Source organism: Streptomyces sp. WMMC500 (assembly GCF_027497195.1).
In the GTDB taxonomy this organism is placed as follows: Bacteria; Actinomycetota; Actinomycetes; order Streptomycetales; family Streptomycetaceae; genus Streptomyces.
Window position 1 is genome coordinate 375,679 of record NZ_CP114905.1, and the last position, 18,118, is coordinate 393,796.

Consider the following 18,118-nt stretch of genomic DNA (forward strand, 5'->3'; position numbering starts at 1 on the left):
AGCCGTCAGCGACGCTCGAAGGTGACGCCCGCGGCTTCGCGGTCCCAGGTCGCCTCGGTCACACCCTGCGCCCGCAGCAGGTGCTTGGCGGAGCGCCCGGTCTCGCTCAACGGGAGGGCGTCGCGGAACTCGAAGTAGCGGGGAACGGCGTAGTACGGCAGGTGGTCGATCGACCAGCGGCACAGCGTCTCCTCGCTCGGCCGCTCCCCCTCGGCGGTCTCCCTGAGTACGAGCGTCACCTTGACGTCGTCCTCGGACACCGCGCTGGCCACGGCGTGGACGCAGACGTCACGCACCGCCGGGTGCTCGTGGAACACCTTCTCGATCTCCCAACTGGAGATGTTCTCACCGCGCCGCCGCAGGTAGTCGGCCTTGCGGTCGACGAAGTAGAGGTAGCCGTCCTCGTCCATCCGGCCGATGTCGCCGGTGTGGAACCACAGATTGCGCCACGCCTGGACCGTGGCCTCCGGCCGCTTCCAGTACCCCTCGAACATCGCGTGCGGTCTGCGGGGCCGGCAGACGATCTCCCCTTGCGTCCCCGGCGGGACGGCGCGGTCGTCGTCGTCGAAGATCCCGACGATGAACGCCTCGGAGTTGACCAGTCCCGCGGACCCCGGCCTCCCCGGGTGCCCCGCCGGCAGCCACGAGATGAGCGACGCCTCGGTGGTCCCGTAGGCGTTGCTGAACGTGGTCACGCCGAACCTCGACCGGAAGATCTCGTCGATCTCCGGCGGCATCGGCGCACCGGTGACCAGACGCAGGGTGGTGTTGGCGCCGGCTACCCCGGAGTTCTTCGCTTCCGGGTGGTCCTCGGCCTTGGCCACGAGTACGGCCAGGGAGCCGAGCATCGAGGCGATCGTGGCGCCGGTCCGGTTGATCTCCGGCCAGAAGCCCGATACGGAGAACCTGCGGGAGAGCGCCGCCCGGCCGCCGTTGAGCAGGGTACCGGTGAGCAGACACGAGATGGCGTTGAAGTGGAACAGCGGGAGCGGGCTCCACACCACGTCATCGGGCGTGCGACCCCAGGAGGAGATGATCTGGCGGGCGATCGACAGGTGGTACTGGTGGCTGAGGGCGCAGCCCTTCGACGGACCGGTCGTGCCGCCGGTGTAGACGATCGTGCCGAGGTCCGAGGGCCGGACGCGCACCCGGGGCCGGTTGCCGGACACCTTCCGCAGGTCCGCCCACGCGTGCACCGCCACCCGCGGTGTCTCGGGAAGGGGGCGCCCACGCTCGTCCACGACGACCAGATGGCGTACGCCTTCCAGGCTGTCGAGCACGCCCAGCGGCCGGTCCGCGAGCTCTCCGTGGACGACGACCACGGCCGAGGCCGCGTCGTGCAACTGGTGCCGCAACAGGGCACCCTTCAGGGCGGTGTTGACCGGGACCGCGATGGCCCCGAGCCGGTGGATCGCGAACCACGCGACCACCGCTTCCGGGCCGTTCTCCAGCATGGTCGCGACCGTCGCCCCCGGGCCCACACCCAGCTCGGCCAGGCCGAGCGCGATGTGCTCCACCTCCCGGTCGAGCGCGGCGGCGGAGTACGGCGTGCCGCACAGGTCCAGGAACTGCCCGTGCGGATCCGAGGACAGCCGTCGCTCCAGCAGATCGAGAAGGCTGTCCTGGTCGCCGTTCACCCAGTCGGCCATGACGTCCCCAATCGCATAAGATATTCAACCAGCGGGTGGGTCGCGCCGCCCGCCGGACCGGACCGGGGTCAGCCGGCCGACTCCGCCGCGGGCTCCGCGTCCAGCAACCCCTTCTCCCGGAAGAGTCCGACGACCAGATCGCCCTGGCGCCGCAGCATGGTGCCGTACTCGCGCTCGGCGATCTCCGAGTAGCCGCGCTCGATCGCGGCCACGATCGCCGCGGTGCCGTCCCGCTCGAGTGCGTCGGCCCCCGGGACCAGTTCGAAGAAGTTGCCGGGCACGATGTCGGTCATCTGCCGCACCACCGTCTTGAGCCGCGGCGATCGGGCCGCGTCGATGACGGTGCGGTGGAAGGAGAGGGTCAGCTCGTGCAGCCGGTCCGCGTCCTTCTCCTTGTGGATCTGCTCCTGGATGGGCTTCAGCCGCTGGGCGAGGTCGGCTCCCTGGCGCTCGACGGCCCGGCGCACGGCGAACCCGTAGAACATGCCGTACAGCTCGTAGTGATCGCGTACGGAGTTCTCGTCGAGCGCGTTCACGAAGGCGCCGCGGTGCGGGATCATCGTCACCCAGCCCTCGCGCTCCAGGACGATGAGGGCCTCCCGCACCGGGATGCGGGAGACGCCCAGCGCCTCGGCGATCGCGTCCTGCGGGACCTTCTGGCCCGCCGTGAGGTAGCCGTCGAAGACCAGCCGCCGCACATAGAGGCGCACCTGCTCGCCGCTGCTGAGCCGGGGCAGGTTCTGGCCCGGCAGCGGCTTCTGCTCATCACTCGCCGGCAGGGCGGCGGTCTCCCGGACCTTGCTGATGGCCGTCACGTCCTCGACTCGAATCCCGCGTACCGATGATTGCAGATTACCTCAAATATCAAACCGGCAGATCAAGGCCCAGCAGCCTGATGGCGTTCCCCCGGGCGATCTTGCGGACGGCTTCCTCGTCGAGGTGGCCGAACTGCTCGGCCGCCGCCTCACGCGAGCGTGGCCAGGTGCCGTCCTGGTGCGGATAGTCCGTCTCGAAGGTCGCGTTGTCGAGGCCGACCCGGTCGAGCAGTTCCACCCCCACGTGGTCCTTGAAGAAGCAGCTCGTGATCTGCCGGTAGTAGTAGGTGGACGGAGGCTCGGGGCACTGGTCCTGGCCCTTCGCCCAGCCGCGATGGGTCTCCCACACGTCGTCGACCCGTTCGAGCAGGTACGGCACCCAGCCGATCTGCGCCTCGGCGTACAGCAGCTTCAGTCTCGGGAAGCGGTGCAGGACACCCGAGAACAGGAAGTCCGTCATGCTGGCCACGCTGTTGCCGAAGATGATCGTCGCGCCGACCGCGCCGGGTGCGTCCGCGGAGGTCTGCGGAGTCCTGGTGCCGGAGCCGATGTGCATGGAGAGCACCGTGCCCGTCTCCTCGCATGCGGCGAAGAACGGATCCCAGTACCGGGAGTGCAGGCTCGGCAGGCCCAGGTAGGCGGGCAGTTCGCTGAACGCGACCGCGCGCACGCCGCGCGCCGCGTTGCGGCGCAGCTCGGCGACGGCGAGGTCGACGTCCCACAGCGGGATCAGGCACAGCGGGATGAGCCGTCCCCCGCTGGAGCCGCACCACTCCTCGACCATCCAGTCGTTGTAGGCCTGCACGGAGTGCAGCGCCAGCTCCCGGTCCTTGCCCCAGAGGAATATCTGGCCGCAGAAGCGCGGGTAGTTGGGGAAGCACATCTGCGCCTCGACGCCGTTGACCTCCATGTCCGCGATGCGCTCCGACGGGATCCAGCAGCCGGGGCGCATGTCCTCGTAGGTGACGCCTTCGTTGGTCACCTCGTCCGCCGGCACGCCCGCCGCGGCGACGTAGCGCTTGATCTGGGTCCAGGTGTCCTCGTACGCCCACCAGGCGACGTCGGGCCCCTCGGTGCCCGGCCTCTCCACGTACTTGCCGTCGACCAACTGCACGTCGCCCTTCGGGGCGTACACGATGCGCGGGCCGCTCTCCCTGAGCCGCTCGGGCAGCCTGCTGCTCCACAGGGTCGGCGGCTCGACGACATGGGCGTCCACGTCGATCAGCTTCGGGATCTCCATCAGGCCTCCTCGGGCGAAGGGTTCCGTGCTCGGGCTGGTTGTGCGGGCTCGGCCGCCTCCCGCGCGGGCCGCCAGCAGATGGCCAGCAGGGCGGCCGCTCCGCCCGCGCCGACCGCCACGGCGGTGGCGAGTCCCGTCCGGCCGTGGAGTCCGATGCCGAATAGGTGGTCCACGGAGATCCGGCCGGGGCCGAGCGCGGCCAGGGCCGCCGCCACCACGATGATCATCAGGACGTACTCGCAGCCTTCCCCGGGCCGGAAGACGAAGTAGCCGTTCCGCAGGTGGACCGCGACCAGGGCGACGGTCATGGTGCCGATCACCGCTCCGGACGACAGGGCGTGGAACAGGCCGGCCACCAGCAGCACACCGGCGCCGGTCTCCGTCAGCGTCGCGACCACCGCGTGGACCCTGCCGGGCCGGATGCCGACGGACTCGAACCAGCGCGCGGTGCCGGGCAGCCGCCCGCCGCCGAAGGCGTGGTTCAGGCCGTGGGCGATCATCGTCCCGCCGACGACGAGGCGGAGCAGGAGGGCGGCCAGGTCCGTGTCGCTCATGTGCCGCACCCCTCAGCGGGCGCCGCGATCTCCTCGATCTCCTCGGCGGCGTAGCCCAGCTCCTTGAGCACCGCCTCGGTGTGCTCGCCGAGGCCGGGCACCGGGTCCAGGCGCCAGGTCCAGGCGGCGGTCTGCGGCGGCGGGAGCAGCACCGTGACCGGCCCGGCGGGTGAGCCGACCTCGCGCCAGCGGTCGCGCGCGGTGAGCTGCGGGTGGTCGAGCACGTCGGTCGGGCGGTTCAGCCGTGCGTGCCCCAGGCCGGCGCGCTCGGCCTGGGCCCGGCACTCGGCGAGAGTGCGCCGCCCCGCCCACTGCCCGATCATCTCGTCGAGTTCGCCCCGCCGGGTCACCCGGGCGCTGTTCGTCGCGTACCGCGGATCGTCGGCGAGCTCGGCGCGGTCGAGCACCCTGGCCGCGAGCCGGCGCCACTCCGCGTCGTTGGTCGTGCCGAGCACCAGCGTCTGCCCGTCGGCCGTCCGGTAGGCGCCGTACGGCGCGACCATCGGCGAACTCACGCCGTTGGGCTCCACGTCGACCCCGCCGTACCGGGCCTGGTTGAGCGCGAAGCCCATCCATTCGGCGACGGCGTCGAAGAGCCCTACGGAGACCGAAGCACCCTCACCGGTCCGCTGCCTGGTGTAGAGCGCCGTGAGCACACTGGCGAACGCGTACATGCCCGCGCCGATGTCGGCGAGGGGGATCCCGGGCTTGGCCGGGCCTCCCGCGGTGCCGGTGATGGCACACGAACCGGCCTCGGCCTGCACGAGCAGGTCGTAGGCGCGGCCCCGCGCGTACGGGCCGCCGCTTCCGTAGCCGGAGATGTCGACGGTGATGAGCTCCGGCCTCCGGGCGCGCAGCTCCGCCGATCCCGCGCCGAGGCGGGCCGCCGCACCCGGCGCGAGGTTCTGCACGACGACGTCGGCTCGCGCGACGAGCCGGCCGAGCGCCTCGCGACCGGTGCGCCGTTTGAGGTCGAGCACCACGGACTCCTTGTTTCTGTTCACCCAGGTGAAGTGGGCCGACAGCCCGTGCACCACGTCGTCGTAGTGACGTGCGAAGTCGCCGCCGTCCGGGCTCTCGACCTTCACCACGCGCGCACCGAGGTCACCCAGGTGCCGCGTGCACAGCGGCGCCGCGACGGCCTGCTCGAGGGCCACGACGAGTATTCCGGCGAGCGGCTGCATGCATCTTGTATATAATATTTAACACTGGAACGGAAGGGGCAGCCATGCCGAAGCCCGCCGACCGCCTCGTCGCGTCGCGCCTCACCGATGGCGTGGCCGTACTGACCCTCGCCGACCCCGGGCACAGAAACGCCCTGTCCCGCCGACTGAGCGACGAACTCGCCGCCGCCGTCGGCGCCGCGCTGTCGGACGGTGCCCGCGCGCTGGTCCTGACCGCCGAACCGCCGGTGTTCTGCGCGGGCGGGTCGTTGAACGCGCTGCTGGAACGCGCCGACCCGCTGCGGGAGATGTTCGCGGGGATGACCGCTGTGGCCACCGCCCCCGTGCCGACGATCGCCGCCGTGGGCGGGCCCGCCATCGGCGCCGGCGTCAACCTCCCGCTGGCCTGCGACATCGTCATCACGACCCCGCAGGCCCGGTTCGACCCGCGCTTTCTCGACGTGGGCATCCACCCGGGCGGCGGACATCTCTTCCGCCTGGCCGGACGCGTCGGCGCGCAAGGGGCCGCCGCCATGGTCCTGTGCGGTGACGTCCTGACCGGGCCCGAGGCCGTCGAGCGCGGACTGGCCTGGCGCTGCGTCGCCGAGTCCGAGCTGGCGGAGACCGCCATGGCGCTGGCCGCGCGGGCGGCCGCACGGCCGGCGCGGCTGGTGCGCAGGACGAAGGAGAGCCTGCGGCGCAGTCTCACGCTGACCGACCCGGAGCAGGCGTTCGCACTCGAGCTCCAGGCCCAGGAGTGGTCCATGGACCAGCCGGAGTTCGCCGAGGCGCTGGCCCGCGTCCGGCTCAGGATCACAGCAGCTCGACGATGAGGGCGGACCCCAGCCCGCCGCCCGCGCACATCGCGAGGCAGCCGAACGTCGCTCCACTGCGGCGCAGTTCGCCCAGCATCGTGACGGTCATGCGCGCTCCGGTCGCCGCGACCGGGTGACCGAGACCGCAGCCGCTCCCGTTCACGTTGAGCCTGGACTCCTCGATGCCGAGGAGCTCGGCGGCCGCCGCGACGACGGTGGTGAACGCCTCGTTGATCTCGAAGAGGTCGATGTCGTCGGCCTTGAGCCCAGCCCGCTCCAGTGCCCTGGGGATGGCCAGCGCCGGGGCGAAGCCGGTCCGCTCGGGTTTGACCCCGACCGATGCCCACGCGACCACCCGGCCGAGCGGAACCAGCCCGTGGGCCGCGGCATAGCCGTCCGACACGAGGACGAGGGCTGCGGCGCCGTCGTTCAGCCCGCTGGAGTTGCCCGCCGTGATGACGGCCCCGTCGAGCTCCGGATGGAGCAGGGGCAGTGCCGCGAGTTGCTCCGCCGACGTGTCGGGTCGCGGATGTTCGTCGACGTCGAAGACGCTTCCGTCGGGCAGGAGCACCGGCGTGATCTCCATCGCGAAGTGCCCTGCGGCGACGGAGGCGGCCGCGCGGGTGTGCGAGGCGAGCGCCCAGGCGTCCGCCTTCTCCCGGCTGATCCCGGCGAGTCTCGCCGTGTTCTCGCCGATGGTGATCGACATGTCCACCGCGGGCGCCGCGGGGGTCTCGGGGTGGGTCGGCGACATCCAGGGGACGGGGTCGCCGGCGGCCCCGGGTACGGACTTCAGCACCCGGGGCATGGTGCTGAGGCTCTCCGACCCACCGGCGACGACGACCCTCTCCATGCCCGACCGGATCCATGCCGCGGCAAGCTGGACGGCGGAGAGCCCGCCGGCGCAGTGGCGGTTGACGGCCAGGCCGGGCACGGTCGTCATGCCGGCCTCCACTGCGACGTACCGCCCGATGACACCCCCGCCCTGCAGGGACTCGGCGAGGACCAGGTCGTCGATGTCCCCGACGGGGACGCCGGCGCGGTCGATCGCCGCGGTGACGGCCGTCCGGGCGAGGTGGAAGGCGTCGACCTCGCGCAGCGACCCCTTGTAGGACCGCCCGATCGGCGTGCGGGCAGTGGATACGATCACCGCTTCGGCCATGGGCTCCTCCTCGTTCAGCTCATCTCGGGCTCGTCTCGTTTCACGTCACCCGGGCTCGTTCACGTCACCTGGGTGCGAACCGCTGGCCCCCGTCGAGCCGAATCGTCTGCCCGTTGAGCATGGGATTGCGCACGACGGCTTCCACGAGCCAGGCGTACTCGTCCGGCAGCCCGGCCCGCTTGGGGAAGGCCGCGTCCTTGGTGAGGGTGGCGATGACGTCCTCGGACGCGCCCTCCAGCGCGCCCGTCGCGAACAGGCTCGGGGCGACGGTCATCACGCGGATCCCGAGGCTGCCGAGATCGCGGGCCATGGTCAGGCTCATCCCGGCGATCCCCGCCTTGGCCGCCGAGTACGCGACCTGGCCGATCTGCCCCTCGAACGCGGCGATGGAGGAGGTGTTGACGATGACGCCCCGCTCACCGCCTTCGTCGGGCTCGTTCCTGCTCATGTGCCAGGCCTGCAGCCGGTCGAGGTTGAACGTCGCGACGAGGTTGAGTTCCACGAGCCGTCGGAACTCCGCCAGCGGCATCGGCCCGTCCTTGCTGATGATGCGTCTGCTGACACCGCCGCCCGCCGTGTTGACGGCGACGTGCAGGGCGCCATGCGCCTCGACCGCCTCCGCCAGCGCAGTCTCGACACCCTCGGCGTCCGTGACGTCGCACGGGTGGAAGGTCGCACCACCGCCGAGCTCCGCCGCCACGTCCGCGCCGGCGCTCGACGGCAGGTCGAGCACCGCCACAACGGCCCCCTGCCCGGCCAGGGTCCGCGCGGTCGCCCGGCCCATGCCGGACGCGCCGCCGGCCACGACGACGACCTTCTTCGCCACCTCCACGGGCACACCCTTCTGACTGAGCTGGTCTGCGGCCTCTGCTCGTCAGAATTTGTATATCATATTTGCATCATGGATCCGAGGGGACTCGGCAGGCTCGATCACACCGGACTCCGTCCTACGGCAGGACCGCGGCGTTCGGCGCCCCCTGTGTGCCTGACAACGCGTCAGACTGACGGCGCGTCAGAGGTGGTGCCCTTCCACGCGTACGGCGGCGAAGCTTCACACGCTCGGCAGTCATCCTCAAAGGCTGCCCCGCCGCTGTCACTACCTGCGGCGTGGTCGCACCATCGAGGGGCGGTCTCCGTGAGACCGCCCCCGCACGATCGACATCCCGCTGCACTCCCGCCATCCAGCGAAAGGCCAGATCAGACAGCGCAATCCTGCTGGAGTACTAGCGCCAGGGGTCGAGGGCGTGCTTGCCACGGGTGGCGCCGGCTTCGAGATCCAGCAGTACTCCCGGTCCGTGGGCCAGGGGGTGGATCCGTGGGGTGCCCGGCGGGTAGACGCCGTCGGCTATGAGGGCCTCGAGCTCGGTGAGCAAGTCTCGGTACATGTCCGGGGCTGCGCCGGCCAGTGCCCCGATGTGCAGGCCCTTGACTTGCACCTGGTGTGTGAAGACCAGATCGTGTGTGGTCAGGGTGGCATCCCCGGAGGCGGCGCCGAAGACGATCACGCGCCCGAGGAACGGCTTGGTGACCGCCAGACTGACCGGGAAGGTGGCCTGCCCCACGGATTCCAGAACCACGTCCACGCCACCGGTCAACCGACTGATCTCCGCGGTCAGGTCTGGGCGTGCGCTGTCGAGGACCGCGTCGGCGCCGAGCGCGGTGACGGTGGCGTGCTTGGCCGCCGAGGCCGCGGCGATCACACGCGCTCCGTAGTAGCGGGCTAGGCGGACCGCGGCCTGTCCCACACCGCCGGCCGCGGCATGAACGAGCACCGTCTCGCCCCGCTTGACCTCGCCCAACGGCTTCAGCGCCGCCAACGCGGTGGCCCAGTTCAGCACCAGGCCGAGGGCTTGCGCGTCCGACCAGCCGGACGGAACGGGAAGCACCTGCGCGGCCGGCATCGTCATGTACTGCGCGAAGGCGCCGGGCCCGGTCCCGACCACGTGGCTGCCGAGAGGCAGAGGAGCGGCCACGCCCTTGCCGACGGCCACGATCTCGCCCGCGGCTTCGAATCCGGCCGGATACGGCGGCTGCGGCCCGCCTCCGTAGGTTCCCCGGGTCTGCAGGACGTCCGCGAAATTGATCCCGGCGGCGCCGACACGGATCAGATACTCGGCTGGGCCCGGGGTGGGACGGCGACTCTCGGCGGCGAGGTGGAGGTCCTTCGGGCCAGCGTGGGAGTGCTGGACCAGGGCCCGCATCGTGGGTTCGAGGATGTGCTGCTGCTCGTTGATCTCCATGCCCGGGAACGTAGAAGCTTCACACACACGTCAAGGTCAAGCGGCGACCATCAACCCGGGCGGCGCGCCTCCCGCAGATAGGCATCGAGTGCCGACTGCTGCGCGCTGAGCTCGGCGATGCGGGCCGCGAGCCGATCGCGGTAGCTCTCCACCTCGTGTACGAACTCCGTGCACAGCACGCCCGAGTCGCCGTCGGCGCCGTCCGCGAGGTGGGGCAGGAACTCCTTGATCAACCGCACGGGCAGCCCGGACTCCAGCAGCGAGCGGATGACCAGCACCCGGTCGATGGTCGACTGGCAGTAGTCGCGATATCCGTTGCTGATCCGCCCAGGGACGATCAGGCCCTCGTCCTCGTAGTACCGCAACGACCTCGCACTCACTCCGCTGACGCTGGATGCTTCGCTGATCTTCATGTCTGACAGCAACGCCCGGGGGGCGCCCCAGGCTTCCGAGCGTCAGCAACGTCCTGTCCTGCAACACCTGTATGGATCACGAGCGTTGCTGACACTCGTGATCAATACACCCAGGTCGTGGCCCCGCTCCGGCGAGCGCGGCCCGGGTTCCGTGCGATTCGCTCCGGGCCGGTCCGCTGGTGATCGTGCACGTCGGACCGCCGTATGAAGTACTGGGTCGGTGACGTGAAGGGGCGGCGGGGAGAGGCGACGGGCCGCGAGGGCGGCAGTTGGTCGGTTCGCCGCGAGGCTCCGCCGAAAAGATTCTGCCAGCCGGCCCGGGTCTTGAGCCTGCCGGCATAGCCCCGCTGCATGCGGATCGGGGTTCCTGGCAGGTCGGCCTGGCGGGATGTCCATGCCGCGCAGGCTCCTGCGAGAGTCAGGGAAGCCGGCGGGCGGCGCCGGGCACGCTCTGGCCGGCGAAGACCCGGAGGCGAGGTCGGCGATCTCCGAGCGATCTCGCAGGAGCTGTCGCCCGTTCGCGTCGCGGCGCTCTCCAGCTCTGCGACGAACCTACGCAGCTCACGCGCACACTTCTGGCTCTTTCGCGGGCGAAGACCATACCGTCGGAGAAGAGCAGCAGGCGTTTGACGTGGTCGGTGTAACCACGGTCCGAATCCGTCCCCGGTAGGGCGCCAGGTCGGAAGACTCCCCTGAGTGCGCCCGAGTGGAGTTCCGCAGTCTGGCGCCGAACCCACACCGAAACACGTCACTTCGACGGCACTCCCGCAGCGGTCTCGGGCAGCCGGGCCGGCGAGACGTCAGCGGCCGGAAGGTTCGCGCTCTGGCTGGTTCGGGCTTCACCGGGAAAGCGCAGACGGTAACGTGTGGGCCGTGTTCGTGTGAAAGCTGCACAAACCCCGCAGTCAACTCGCGGATCCCCACCCGCGCGCAATCCCCACACGTCTCTGCACACCCACGGCGCATCCCGGAGCCAAGAGTGTCGGACCGGAAGAGGGCTCTCGTCCCGCTCGGCCAGAACGCGGGCATGGCACTGCGCATGATCGCCCTCGCCGTGGTCTACTACACGGGAGCGCGCTGCGGCCTCATGCTCGAAGTCGTGCGCGGGCCGGCGAGTCCGCTGTCGCCGGCCACCGGAGTGGCTCTGGCGGGGCTGCTGCTCTGGGGGCTGCGGGTGTGGCCTGCGATCTCGGTCGCCGCCCTGCTCGTCAATCTGCCGCACGGGCCGTCCGTGCTGGCCAGCGCGGGTATCTCCGCGGGGGACACCCTTGCCCCCCTCTGCGCCGTTCTCCTGTTGCGCAGATTCCGCTTCAACCCGGCGCTCGCCACACTGCGCGACACCCTGGTCCTCGTGTTCCTCGGCGCGCTGACGGGAATGCTGGTCAGTGCCACCATCGGCAGCACGGTGCTGGCCGCAGCCGGTGGGCTGGGGCCCGCGGGGTTCTGGGCTACCTGGTCCGTGTGGTGGACGGGGGATGCCATGGGGGTGCTGCTGGTCGCGCCCATGCTGCTCATCCTGTCCGCACGCCGGTGGCCCACGAGTGTGCCGCCAAGACGGTGGGCGGAAGCGGTGGTGCTCGTGACGGCTACGGCCGCGGTGGCGTCGGTGGTGACGCGGACGTCCTTGAATCTGCCCTTCCTCGTCTTCCCGTGCCTGGTCTGGGCCGCGTACCGCTTCCAGGTGGCCGGAGGTGTCGCGTGCGCACTGATCGTTTCCGTGCTCGCGGTGCCGGCTGCCGCTGCCGGGAGCGGCCCCTTCACCGGACACGACGTGGCCGGACGGATGCTGATCCTCCAAGCGCTCAACGGGGCGGTGACGCTGACCTCCCTCGTGCTCGCCACAGTCGTCGCCGAGCGCAACCGCGCCCACGAACAGATCGCCGGCGTCTGCGCGCAGCTCAACGAACTGGTGGGCCAACTATCCCTGACGGCCCGGTTCTCGTCACAGAACCGGCCCGTGCCCGACCCGCGGGGCGCCCGACGGCGAGCGGTGAGCCTCCGAGACCACGCCTGAACGCCCGTGCCGGCACTCAGCGGAAGCGGCCGCGGCTCCGGGCGGCCGTGTACGACCCGGCGTACGCCTGCTACGGGGCGGCGTCCTTGCGGTAGCGCAGCAGCAGCGACGTAGGCGCAGGCCCCTTCGGGTGTGGAGGTGAGCAGGGGGCGACGGACGATGCGATGCGGCGGGAAATCCTCACCGAACTCGATGTGTGCGTCACGCTGCATCCGCGCAGCCGGAGGCCGCGGGTGATGATGACGGGAACGAACATCCGTCGCGCCCAGGACTTCGGACAGCCGCCATCCGGCAGCGTGGTGGCCGAACCGGCCGACCAGACGCGTAGCCACGACCGGACAGCGGGTCCGTGCGCGCCAGTACATCAGCGTCTGGGGATCACGTGCGACCAGGCGACCGGGTCGGAACCATCCGGCCAGCAGGCCGCAACCGCGCGAGCACGGCGGACACGACGACACGGGCGCCGGGCGAGAACAAGACGGGTGGCAGGCAGCAGAGGAGGAGTGCATGCAAGACCCCCGGGGGATCGATGGCCTCTTACTGCAAGAGGCCGGATCCGGGGGTACCAACGGACATTACGGAGCGCGTTTCCACCCGTGGGCTCCACCACCTCTCCGCCACCCGCCCCGACCGCTACCGCACGCCCGACGGGCGCCCCGATGCGCGCGCCCCGACACAGGATCGACCCGTGGACGCACAGCGGATCACGGACGCCGCGGCCCGCGTCGGCCGCTTCTTCGGGCCGCCGGTCACGGACGAGGCAGTCGGCGCGGTGGAGCAGCAGGTCGAGGCTGTCTCGCAGGCTCGCCCTCTCATCCAGGCCGCGCTGGATGCCGCCCCGCGGCTGTCGGACGTCGCGGCGGTCCTGTCGAAGCCCACAGCGGCAGCCTCCCCGAGGCGCAGGAGGGAGGGCCACCGCCTGTGCCGCCGGGGGGTCGGCGCCGGCATCGGGGGTGTCCGGCTCTGATGCCGTGCAGCCGCGGCGCGGCATCGGCGGGATCCGCCCCGCGGCATCCTGCCGAAACCGGCGACCGACGCGCTCGGCTACCTCGCCGAGGTGGCGAACTCGCGGCTCAGCGGCGCACCGCGTGCAGGTACCACACCTGCCCGGTGGCCCGGCCCCGCTCGTCGACCTCGATCTCGTCGGGCTTGACGGTGAGGCCGATGGAGGCGAGCCGCTTCAGGTCCATCGCGGCGATGCTCTCCTTGGTGAACGCGGTGACGTAACGCGCGGGCTCGATGTCCAGGATGTCCCAGTGCGGTCCCACCCTCGTGCGCAGGTCCTCCTGACTGATCGACTGCGGCAGCCGGAAACCGCCCCGGCCGCAGTCGGAGAACAGGTGCAGGTGGGCGCCGGGCTTGGCCACCCGGCGCAGCGTCGCGGCGTAGGTGCGCTGCTGCTCCGGGGTGAGGCAGTGGTAGAGCGCGCTGTCCAGCACCGTGGTGAAGCGCTCGTCGGCCAGCTCCTCGAGCCTGGTCGCGTCGGACTGGACGAATTCCACCTCGAGGCCGCGCTCGGTGGCCCGCTGCCGGGCCTGGTCCAGCGCGGTCGTCGACACGTCGATCCCGGTGACCCGGTATCCCTTGTCGGCGAGGAACATCGCGTTCTCGCCGAGGCCGCACCCCGCATCGAGGACCTCGCCGCTGAACTTCCCCGACCGTTCCAGCTCGACGACGGCCGGCTGCGCCTCCCCGATGTCCCACGGCGTAGCCTTTGTGGCCTTTAAGGAGACGTCGGAACCCTCGACGGGTGGCTTGCCCTGGTAGATCGACTCGTAGTCGACGTCATCCCAGGCGAAGGTGGATTCTGCGGAATTATCCGGCATGACTGCTCCCTTTCCCTAGCACCGTGCACTGAGCGGATCTCATCTACGCCGCTGCGGCTGACGCGTTCTTCCGTTGGATGACGAATAGCGCGTGCAGCAGCGGGGTGATCTTGTTGGGGCTGATGCGGACTCGGTCGAGCACGCGCCAGCGTTTGAACGAGGCGAAGCCCCGTTCCACGGGTGCGCGCAACTTGGCCAGGGCGGTGCTCGCTTGTTCCTCCCAGCCGTTGTGACCCTTTCCGGCTGGTCGCTTGACCGGGGCGCGGATGGTGCCGCCGGCGCCCTGGTAGCCGGAGTCGGCGGTGGCGCGGATCGCCGTTGGCCTCGGTGGCCAGGGCGGCGCACCGCCAGGTCGGGATGTCGGAGGGGACGTCGAGGGTGGCACGATCGGAGACCACGAAGCTCCTTGTGTCGCGGGCGAGTTGGCACTCCCGTCAACGGCGAGGAGCTTCGCCGCGTCACGGGCACGGGGCGACCAGCCGCCGCCTCGTTCACCCCCACCGGTCAAGATGAGGCCCGCTCAGTGCTGGTCGGCGGACGCGGGGAGCTGCGGGCCGAGCACCTGAGGCTCTGGACGGGCATACAACACCTTCCGGTCACACCACGTAGTGAAGATCACACCTGTGAGCGCCAGCACTCTCAGCATACGCGCCCCTGCGACCGTATGCAGCCGCTTCAACTCCCGTGCCGACGGGGCCAGTTCCCACGCTCCGGAAGCGAAACAGAATTCGCCCAGCCGCAGAGCGCCGGCGAGGTGGAAGACGATACCGGCGCGGTCTTTCCGGCGGAGGACGATCCGCGCACGGGTCGAAGTGGTCGCCACCTCCCACGAACCGTCCCCGGCGGACATGACGTCATCGCCGCTATGGCCGAGAATCCGGGCGGCTTCCCGCGCCACATGCGCATACCGGGTGACCTCCCGCCAACGGGTCAGCGGCTCTCAGCGATGGCCGATCGGACGGCCGGGAAGAAACCGACCATGCCATCAAGGAAACAAGATGAGGTGATATCGAAGAAGAATCGTCGCGGTCCGCGACGGGCATCAGGGAACCTCCAAGAACGCCAGAAAGTCGAGGGTGGGTCGCGGCAGTCCATAAACAGCTCCTGCGCTCGCGGCCCGGGATACACCCGCTTCCCGGGCTCGTCGTCACTCGTCCTTGCATGCTGGCATGCGGTACTGACCTTCAGCTCAGCCCACGGCCACGCGTCGGTCACCCTGCTCGGCCTCTCGGCCGCCGCCCTGGCACTGCTCGCCACGACGGTCACCCTCACCGACGCGCGAACGAGCCACTCGAAGACCCCGGCGCGGGTGCCGGAGCCCGAGTACGTCCCGTGACACGGTGAGGCCCTCCCGGCCGTACGGGAGAAATCAGCGTGCCGTGACCCGCTCCACGGGACCTGGGACGCGTCCGTCATCCCGAACGGGTCGCCGCCAGGTACTCGAACTCGTTGCGGTGGTTCGGGCCGGCGGTGGAATCCGTGGAGACGCGTCCGGGCGCGGCACGGCGGTCCTACGCTGGGCCCCGTCGCTGCCGTGGCGGCACCCGGGGAGGGACGGCGTTGTGCATCTGATCGAGTTTCCGCTGGCCGGGGACGGGGCCGGCAGTGTTCGGATCGAGGCCGACGAGGAGGCGGACGGCATCGTCCGTGCCGCCAGGCCCGGGGAGGTCGCGGCGAGCGCGGGGCGGACGCTGCAGGACGCCCTCGATGGCATCCGCCCCGTGGCGGCGGCCGTGCACGAGCGGTTGCGCGCGCTGCCGGCGGCGCCGGACCGGGTGACCGTCGAGTTCGGCGTCAAGCTGTCGGCGGAGGCCGGGGTGATCGTGGCCCGTGGCACCGCGGAGGCGAACTTCACCGTGACGCTGGAGTGGGAGTCCGGCCAGGGCCACCGGGACCGGGACCGGAACGACGACCCCGCGTGACCACCCGTACGTCCCGCCGCGCGCTGGCGCAAAACCATACGGTGGCGCCCCGGGCGCGCGATGCCCTCTGTTGCGCCCCTCGCTGACGGCGCATCATATCCTCAGGGCAGATGTCAGCTTGAGGACAGGGGGTACCGCGGAGTGGAGCGGTACGAAGAGTTCATCGAGACGGAACTGGTGGACGTGGCCGGCCTGTCGCTGGATGAGATCCTCCTGTGCGACATGGCTGCGCTGGAAGGTTCCGCCCGGCGCGTCCTACTCCAGGTCGACCTGCCGAAGCCGCTGGTGGCCAGCAAGGACAGTGGAGGTTGCTGAGCCCCGGCCGACCGCCGACAGCGGGAGCCCCCGTGGTGCCGAGCGGTGCGCTGCCGTCGTCCGCGACCCCGCCGCCGCCCCGGCCCGCGGCCCCGGTCGGCGAGGGGTTCGGCGCGCATGTGCTGCCTGCGCGCGCGTACACTCAACTCGCCGCCGGCGGCGGTGACCGCGAGACCGCACGGCTCCTCGGCCGCGCCCAGCGCAGCAAGAGGCTGCTCCTGCTGCGGATGGTGCACGACGCGATCGCGGAGGACCCCGCCGTCCTGGGGCGATTACCGACGCCCGCGGTGGCATGGGGGTTGCTGACCAGAGCCCAGCGTGCCGACGCCGCCGCCTTCGACGCCGTCCTGATGCATCCGTCCACCGGTGTGTGGGCGTCCGGGCTGCTGCGCCGTCTACGCGGTGTCGCGGCGGCCGACGTACCGCTGTGGGTCGAGGCCGGGCACCTGCACACGCTCGCCGCCGCGGCGGCGATCAGGGCCGGGACGGATTTCGAGATCAATGTGCCGGTACGGGACGGCCGTTGCGTCCATCTGCCCTCGCTGGGCACCGTGTTCTTCCCCGGCGACCTCCCCTACACCGGCCGGCGGGAGCAGAACCCGGGCCTCGCCGGCGTGCGGCGCGCCGGTGGCAGCGTCGCCGTCATCACCCCCCGGCTGTCGTGCGTCCTGCTGCCCGACGACGTACGCGCCGAGACCCGCGGCTGGCGGCCCATACCGGCCGTCCGGGCGACCGCCGGGACGCGGCAGTGGTCGGTCGGGCTGGACGACGCGGACCCGTACGGCCCGTTCGTCCGCGGCCGGGAGGTGCCGCGGCTGAGCCCGCAGCGGCTGCGTAGCTGGCAGTCGTTGCTGGACGGAGCCTGGGAAATGCTGTGTCGGGACCAGCCCGAGCTGGCCGGCAGCCTCGCCGAGACGATGCGCTCTCTCGTACCGCTGGCGCCCGCAGTGCGCGGCGAGCCGTACAGCGCGACGTCACCCGAGTCGTACGGCAGCGCCATGGTCGGCCTGCCGCGCACGCCCACAAGCCTGGCAGTCGCCCTCGTCCACGAGTTCCAGCACGTCAAACTGGGGGCTCTGCTCGACCTGGCGAGCCTGTGCCGCCCGGACGGCGAAGAGGTGCTGTACGCGCCGTGGCGTACGGATCCCCGGCCCGCGGCCGGGGTGCTGCAGGGCGTGTACGCGCACGTGGGCATTACCGGCTTCTGGCGCGGCCGGCGGCTGACGGCACCGGAGGGGGCGGCGAGCCTCGCGCACTTCGAGTTCGCGTTGTGGCGCAAGGGCACCCTGCGGGCCATCGACGACCTGGACGCCCGAGACGAGCTCACGGACCTCGGGCGGCACTTCGTGGCGCAGTTGCGCGCGGTTCTGGCGCCCTGGTGCGAGGAGTCGGTGCCGGAGCGCGAGGCGGCGGACGCGGGGCTGCTCGCCACGGACCACCGGGCCATGTGGCGGCTGCGCAACACGCAACCGCCGGCCGATGCCGTCGGGCGGCTGGCGCGTGCCTGGGCGCGCCGGGAAGGGCCGCGAGCAGGGGCTCTGGAACCGGCCGTGTCCGCGATCCGTGGCGAGGTGCTGCCGGGCGAACAGTCCCATCGGGCGCGGCTGGTGAAGTCGCGCTGGCGCGATCCGGACGAGTTCGCTTGGTGGAACGGGCGGCCCGAGCGGTCCGGGGCGCCGGCCGCGGACGTCGCCTTGGTCGAGCGCGAGTACGCCGCTGCGGCGCTCGGCTACACGGAAGAAGTACGCCAGCGGCCCGAGGCGTCGAGCCCGTGGGTCGGCCTCGGCCTTGCCCTGGCCGGCCTCGGCGAGGAACGGGCCGCTGCCGCGCTGCTCGACCGCCCCGAACTCGTACGGGCCGTCTGGCTGCACCACGGCTCCGCAACCCGGTCCGGGGCAGGAGCATCCCCGGTGTCGCTGGCCGAATGGCTCGGCACCGCCGACTGAACACAGCGTGGCGGAGGGAGCCTTCTCCCTCCGCCACACCGCGC

Annotated in this window: 17 protein-coding genes; 6 read left to right on the plus strand and 11 right to left on the minus strand. The window is 71.2% G+C overall.

The window, feature by feature from the left end:
• Window positions 1-5: 5 nt before the first annotated feature.
• From O7599_RS01590 to O7599_RS01610, 5 genes are all read right to left on the minus strand, one after another.
• A complete protein-coding gene (locus O7599_RS01590; RefSeq protein ID WP_281620242.1) occupies window positions 6-1,649 on the minus strand; it encodes an AMP-binding protein in 1,644 nt (547 codons plus the stop codon).
• Between the two features lie 68 nt (window positions 1,650-1,717).
• A complete protein-coding gene (locus tag O7599_RS01595; protein WP_281620243.1) occupies window positions 1,718-2,464 on the minus strand; it encodes a GntR family transcriptional regulator in 747 nt (248 codons plus the stop codon).
• Between the two features lie 49 nt (window positions 2,465-2,513).
• Window positions 2,514-3,704 carry an amidohydrolase family protein gene (locus O7599_RS01600; protein ID WP_281620244.1) on the minus strand — a complete coding sequence of 397 codons (1,191 nt, stop codon included), beginning with the start codon at window positions 3,702-3,704 and terminating at the stop codon, window positions 2,514-2,516.
• Window positions 3,704-4,258, minus strand: coding sequence for a DoxX family protein (locus O7599_RS01605; RefSeq protein ID WP_281620245.1), 555 nt, complete (start codon window positions 4,256-4,258; stop codon window positions 3,704-3,706). Before O7599_RS01605 ends, O7599_RS01600 begins: the two co-directional genes overlap by 1 nt.
• Window positions 4,255-5,442 carry a CaiB/BaiF CoA-transferase family protein gene (locus O7599_RS01610; protein ID WP_281620246.1) on the minus strand — a complete coding sequence of 396 codons (1,188 nt, stop codon included), beginning with the start codon at window positions 5,440-5,442 and terminating at the stop codon, window positions 4,255-4,257. Before O7599_RS01610 ends, O7599_RS01605 begins: the two co-directional genes overlap by 4 nt.
• A 44-nt stretch (window positions 5,443-5,486) precedes the next feature.
• Here O7599_RS01610 and O7599_RS01615 point away from each other — a divergent pair, with 44 nt between their 5' ends.
• On the plus strand, window positions 5,487-6,254 hold the full coding sequence (locus O7599_RS01615; protein WP_281620247.1) for an enoyl-CoA hydratase-related protein: 768 nt from the start codon (window positions 5,487-5,489) through the stop codon (window positions 6,252-6,254).
• On the opposite strand, the gene O7599_RS01620 is transcribed toward O7599_RS01615, so the two are convergent.
• The 4 genes from O7599_RS01620 to O7599_RS01635 form a co-directional block, all read right to left on the minus strand.
• A complete protein-coding gene (locus O7599_RS01620; RefSeq protein ID WP_281620248.1) occupies window positions 6,235-7,398 on the minus strand; it encodes a thiolase family protein in 1,164 nt (387 codons plus the stop codon). The two genes, O7599_RS01615 and O7599_RS01620, sit on opposite strands and share 20 nt — an antisense overlap.
• A gap of 64 nt (window positions 7,399-7,462) precedes the next feature.
• Window positions 7,463-8,230 carry an SDR family NAD(P)-dependent oxidoreductase gene (locus O7599_RS01625; protein WP_281620249.1) on the minus strand — a complete coding sequence of 256 codons (768 nt, stop codon included), beginning with the start codon at window positions 8,228-8,230 and terminating at the stop codon, window positions 7,463-7,465.
• A gap of 391 nt (window positions 8,231-8,621) precedes the next feature.
• Window positions 8,622-9,638, minus strand: a complete 1,017-nt coding sequence (locus O7599_RS01630; RefSeq protein WP_281620250.1) for a zinc-binding dehydrogenase — start codon at window positions 9,636-9,638, stop codon at window positions 8,622-8,624.
• A 50-nt stretch (window positions 9,639-9,688) separates the two neighbouring features.
• Window positions 9,689-10,051 (minus strand): MerR family transcriptional regulator, encoded by a 363-nt coding sequence (locus O7599_RS01635; RefSeq protein ID WP_281620251.1) that lies wholly within the window; start codon window positions 10,049-10,051, stop codon window positions 9,689-9,691.
• Between the two features lie 1,027 nt (window positions 10,052-11,078).
• Here O7599_RS01635 and O7599_RS01640 point away from each other — a divergent pair.
• Both O7599_RS01640 and O7599_RS01645 read left to right on the plus strand, forming a co-directional pair.
• A complete protein-coding gene (locus O7599_RS01640) occupies window positions 11,079-12,065 on the plus strand; it encodes an MASE1 domain-containing protein (protein WP_281620252.1) in 987 nt (328 codons plus the stop codon).
• A 688-nt stretch (window positions 12,066-12,753) separates the two neighbouring features.
• Window positions 12,754-13,032: a hypothetical protein gene (locus O7599_RS01645; RefSeq protein ID WP_281620253.1), complete on the plus strand. Its 279-nt coding sequence runs from the start codon at window positions 12,754-12,756 to the stop codon at window positions 13,030-13,032.
• Window positions 13,033-13,138: 106 nt separating this feature from the next.
• On the opposite strand, the gene O7599_RS01650 is transcribed toward O7599_RS01645, so the two are convergent.
• Both O7599_RS01650 and O7599_RS01655 read right to left on the minus strand, forming a co-directional pair.
• On the minus strand, window positions 13,139-13,891 hold the full coding sequence (locus O7599_RS01650) for a class I SAM-dependent methyltransferase (RefSeq protein WP_281620254.1): 753 nt from the start codon (window positions 13,889-13,891) through the stop codon (window positions 13,139-13,141).
• A gap of 520 nt (window positions 13,892-14,411) precedes the next feature.
• Window positions 14,412-14,789 carry a hypothetical protein gene (locus O7599_RS01655; RefSeq protein ID WP_281620255.1) on the minus strand — a complete coding sequence of 126 codons (378 nt, stop codon included), beginning with the start codon at window positions 14,787-14,789 and terminating at the stop codon, window positions 14,412-14,414.
• Between the two features lie 664 nt (window positions 14,790-15,453).
• Between O7599_RS01655 and O7599_RS01660 the strand changes: the two genes are divergently transcribed.
• From O7599_RS01660 to O7599_RS01670, 3 genes are all read left to right on the plus strand, one after another.
• On the plus strand, window positions 15,454-15,813 hold the full coding sequence (locus O7599_RS01660; RefSeq protein WP_281620256.1) for a CU044_2847 family protein: 360 nt from the start codon (window positions 15,454-15,456) through the stop codon (window positions 15,811-15,813).
• Between the two features lie 141 nt (window positions 15,814-15,954).
• Window positions 15,955-16,128: a hypothetical protein gene (locus O7599_RS01665; protein WP_281620257.1), complete on the plus strand. Its 174-nt coding sequence runs from the start codon at window positions 15,955-15,957 to the stop codon at window positions 16,126-16,128.
• A gap of 32 nt (window positions 16,129-16,160) precedes the next feature.
• A complete protein-coding gene (locus O7599_RS01670; protein WP_281620258.1) occupies window positions 16,161-18,074 on the plus strand; it encodes an HEXXH motif domain-containing protein in 1,914 nt (637 codons plus the stop codon).
• Window positions 18,075-18,118: the final 44 nt, after the last annotated feature.

Bases quoted from the DNA above. Each gene is read 5' to 3' on its own strand.
- O7599_RS01615 (WP_281620247.1), top strand. From the start codon at position 5,487: ATGCCGAAGCCCGCCGACCGCCTCGTCGCGTCGCGCCTCACCGATGGC.
- O7599_RS01605 (WP_281620245.1), bottom strand. From the start codon at position 4,258: ATGAGCGACACGGACCTGGCCGCCCTCCTGCTCCGCCTCGTCGTCGGC.
- O7599_RS01620 (WP_281620248.1), bottom strand. From the start codon at position 7,398: ATGGCCGAAGCGGTGATCGTATCCACTGCCCGCACGCCGATCGGGCGG.
- O7599_RS01640 (WP_281620252.1), top strand. From the start codon at position 11,079: ATGGCACTGCGCATGATCGCCCTCGCCGTGGTCTACTACACGGGAGCG.
- O7599_RS01610 (WP_281620246.1), bottom strand. From the start codon at position 5,442: ATGCAGCCGCTCGCCGGAATACTCGTCGTGGCCCTCGAGCAGGCCGTC.
- O7599_RS01650 (WP_281620254.1), bottom strand. From the start codon at position 13,891: ATGCCGGATAATTCCGCAGAATCCACCTTCGCCTGGGATGACGTCGAC.
- O7599_RS01635 (WP_281620251.1), bottom strand. From the start codon at position 10,051: ATGAAGATCAGCGAAGCATCCAGCGTCAGCGGAGTGAGTGCGAGGTCG.
- O7599_RS01600 (WP_281620244.1), bottom strand. From the start codon at position 3,704: ATGGAGATCCCGAAGCTGATCGACGTGGACGCCCATGTCGTCGAGCCG.
- O7599_RS01590 (WP_281620242.1), bottom strand. From the start codon at position 1,649: ATGGCCGACTGGGTGAACGGCGACCAGGACAGCCTTCTCGATCTGCTG.
- O7599_RS01630 (WP_281620250.1), bottom strand. From the start codon at position 9,638: ATGGAGATCAACGAGCAGCAGCACATCCTCGAACCCACGATGCGGGCC.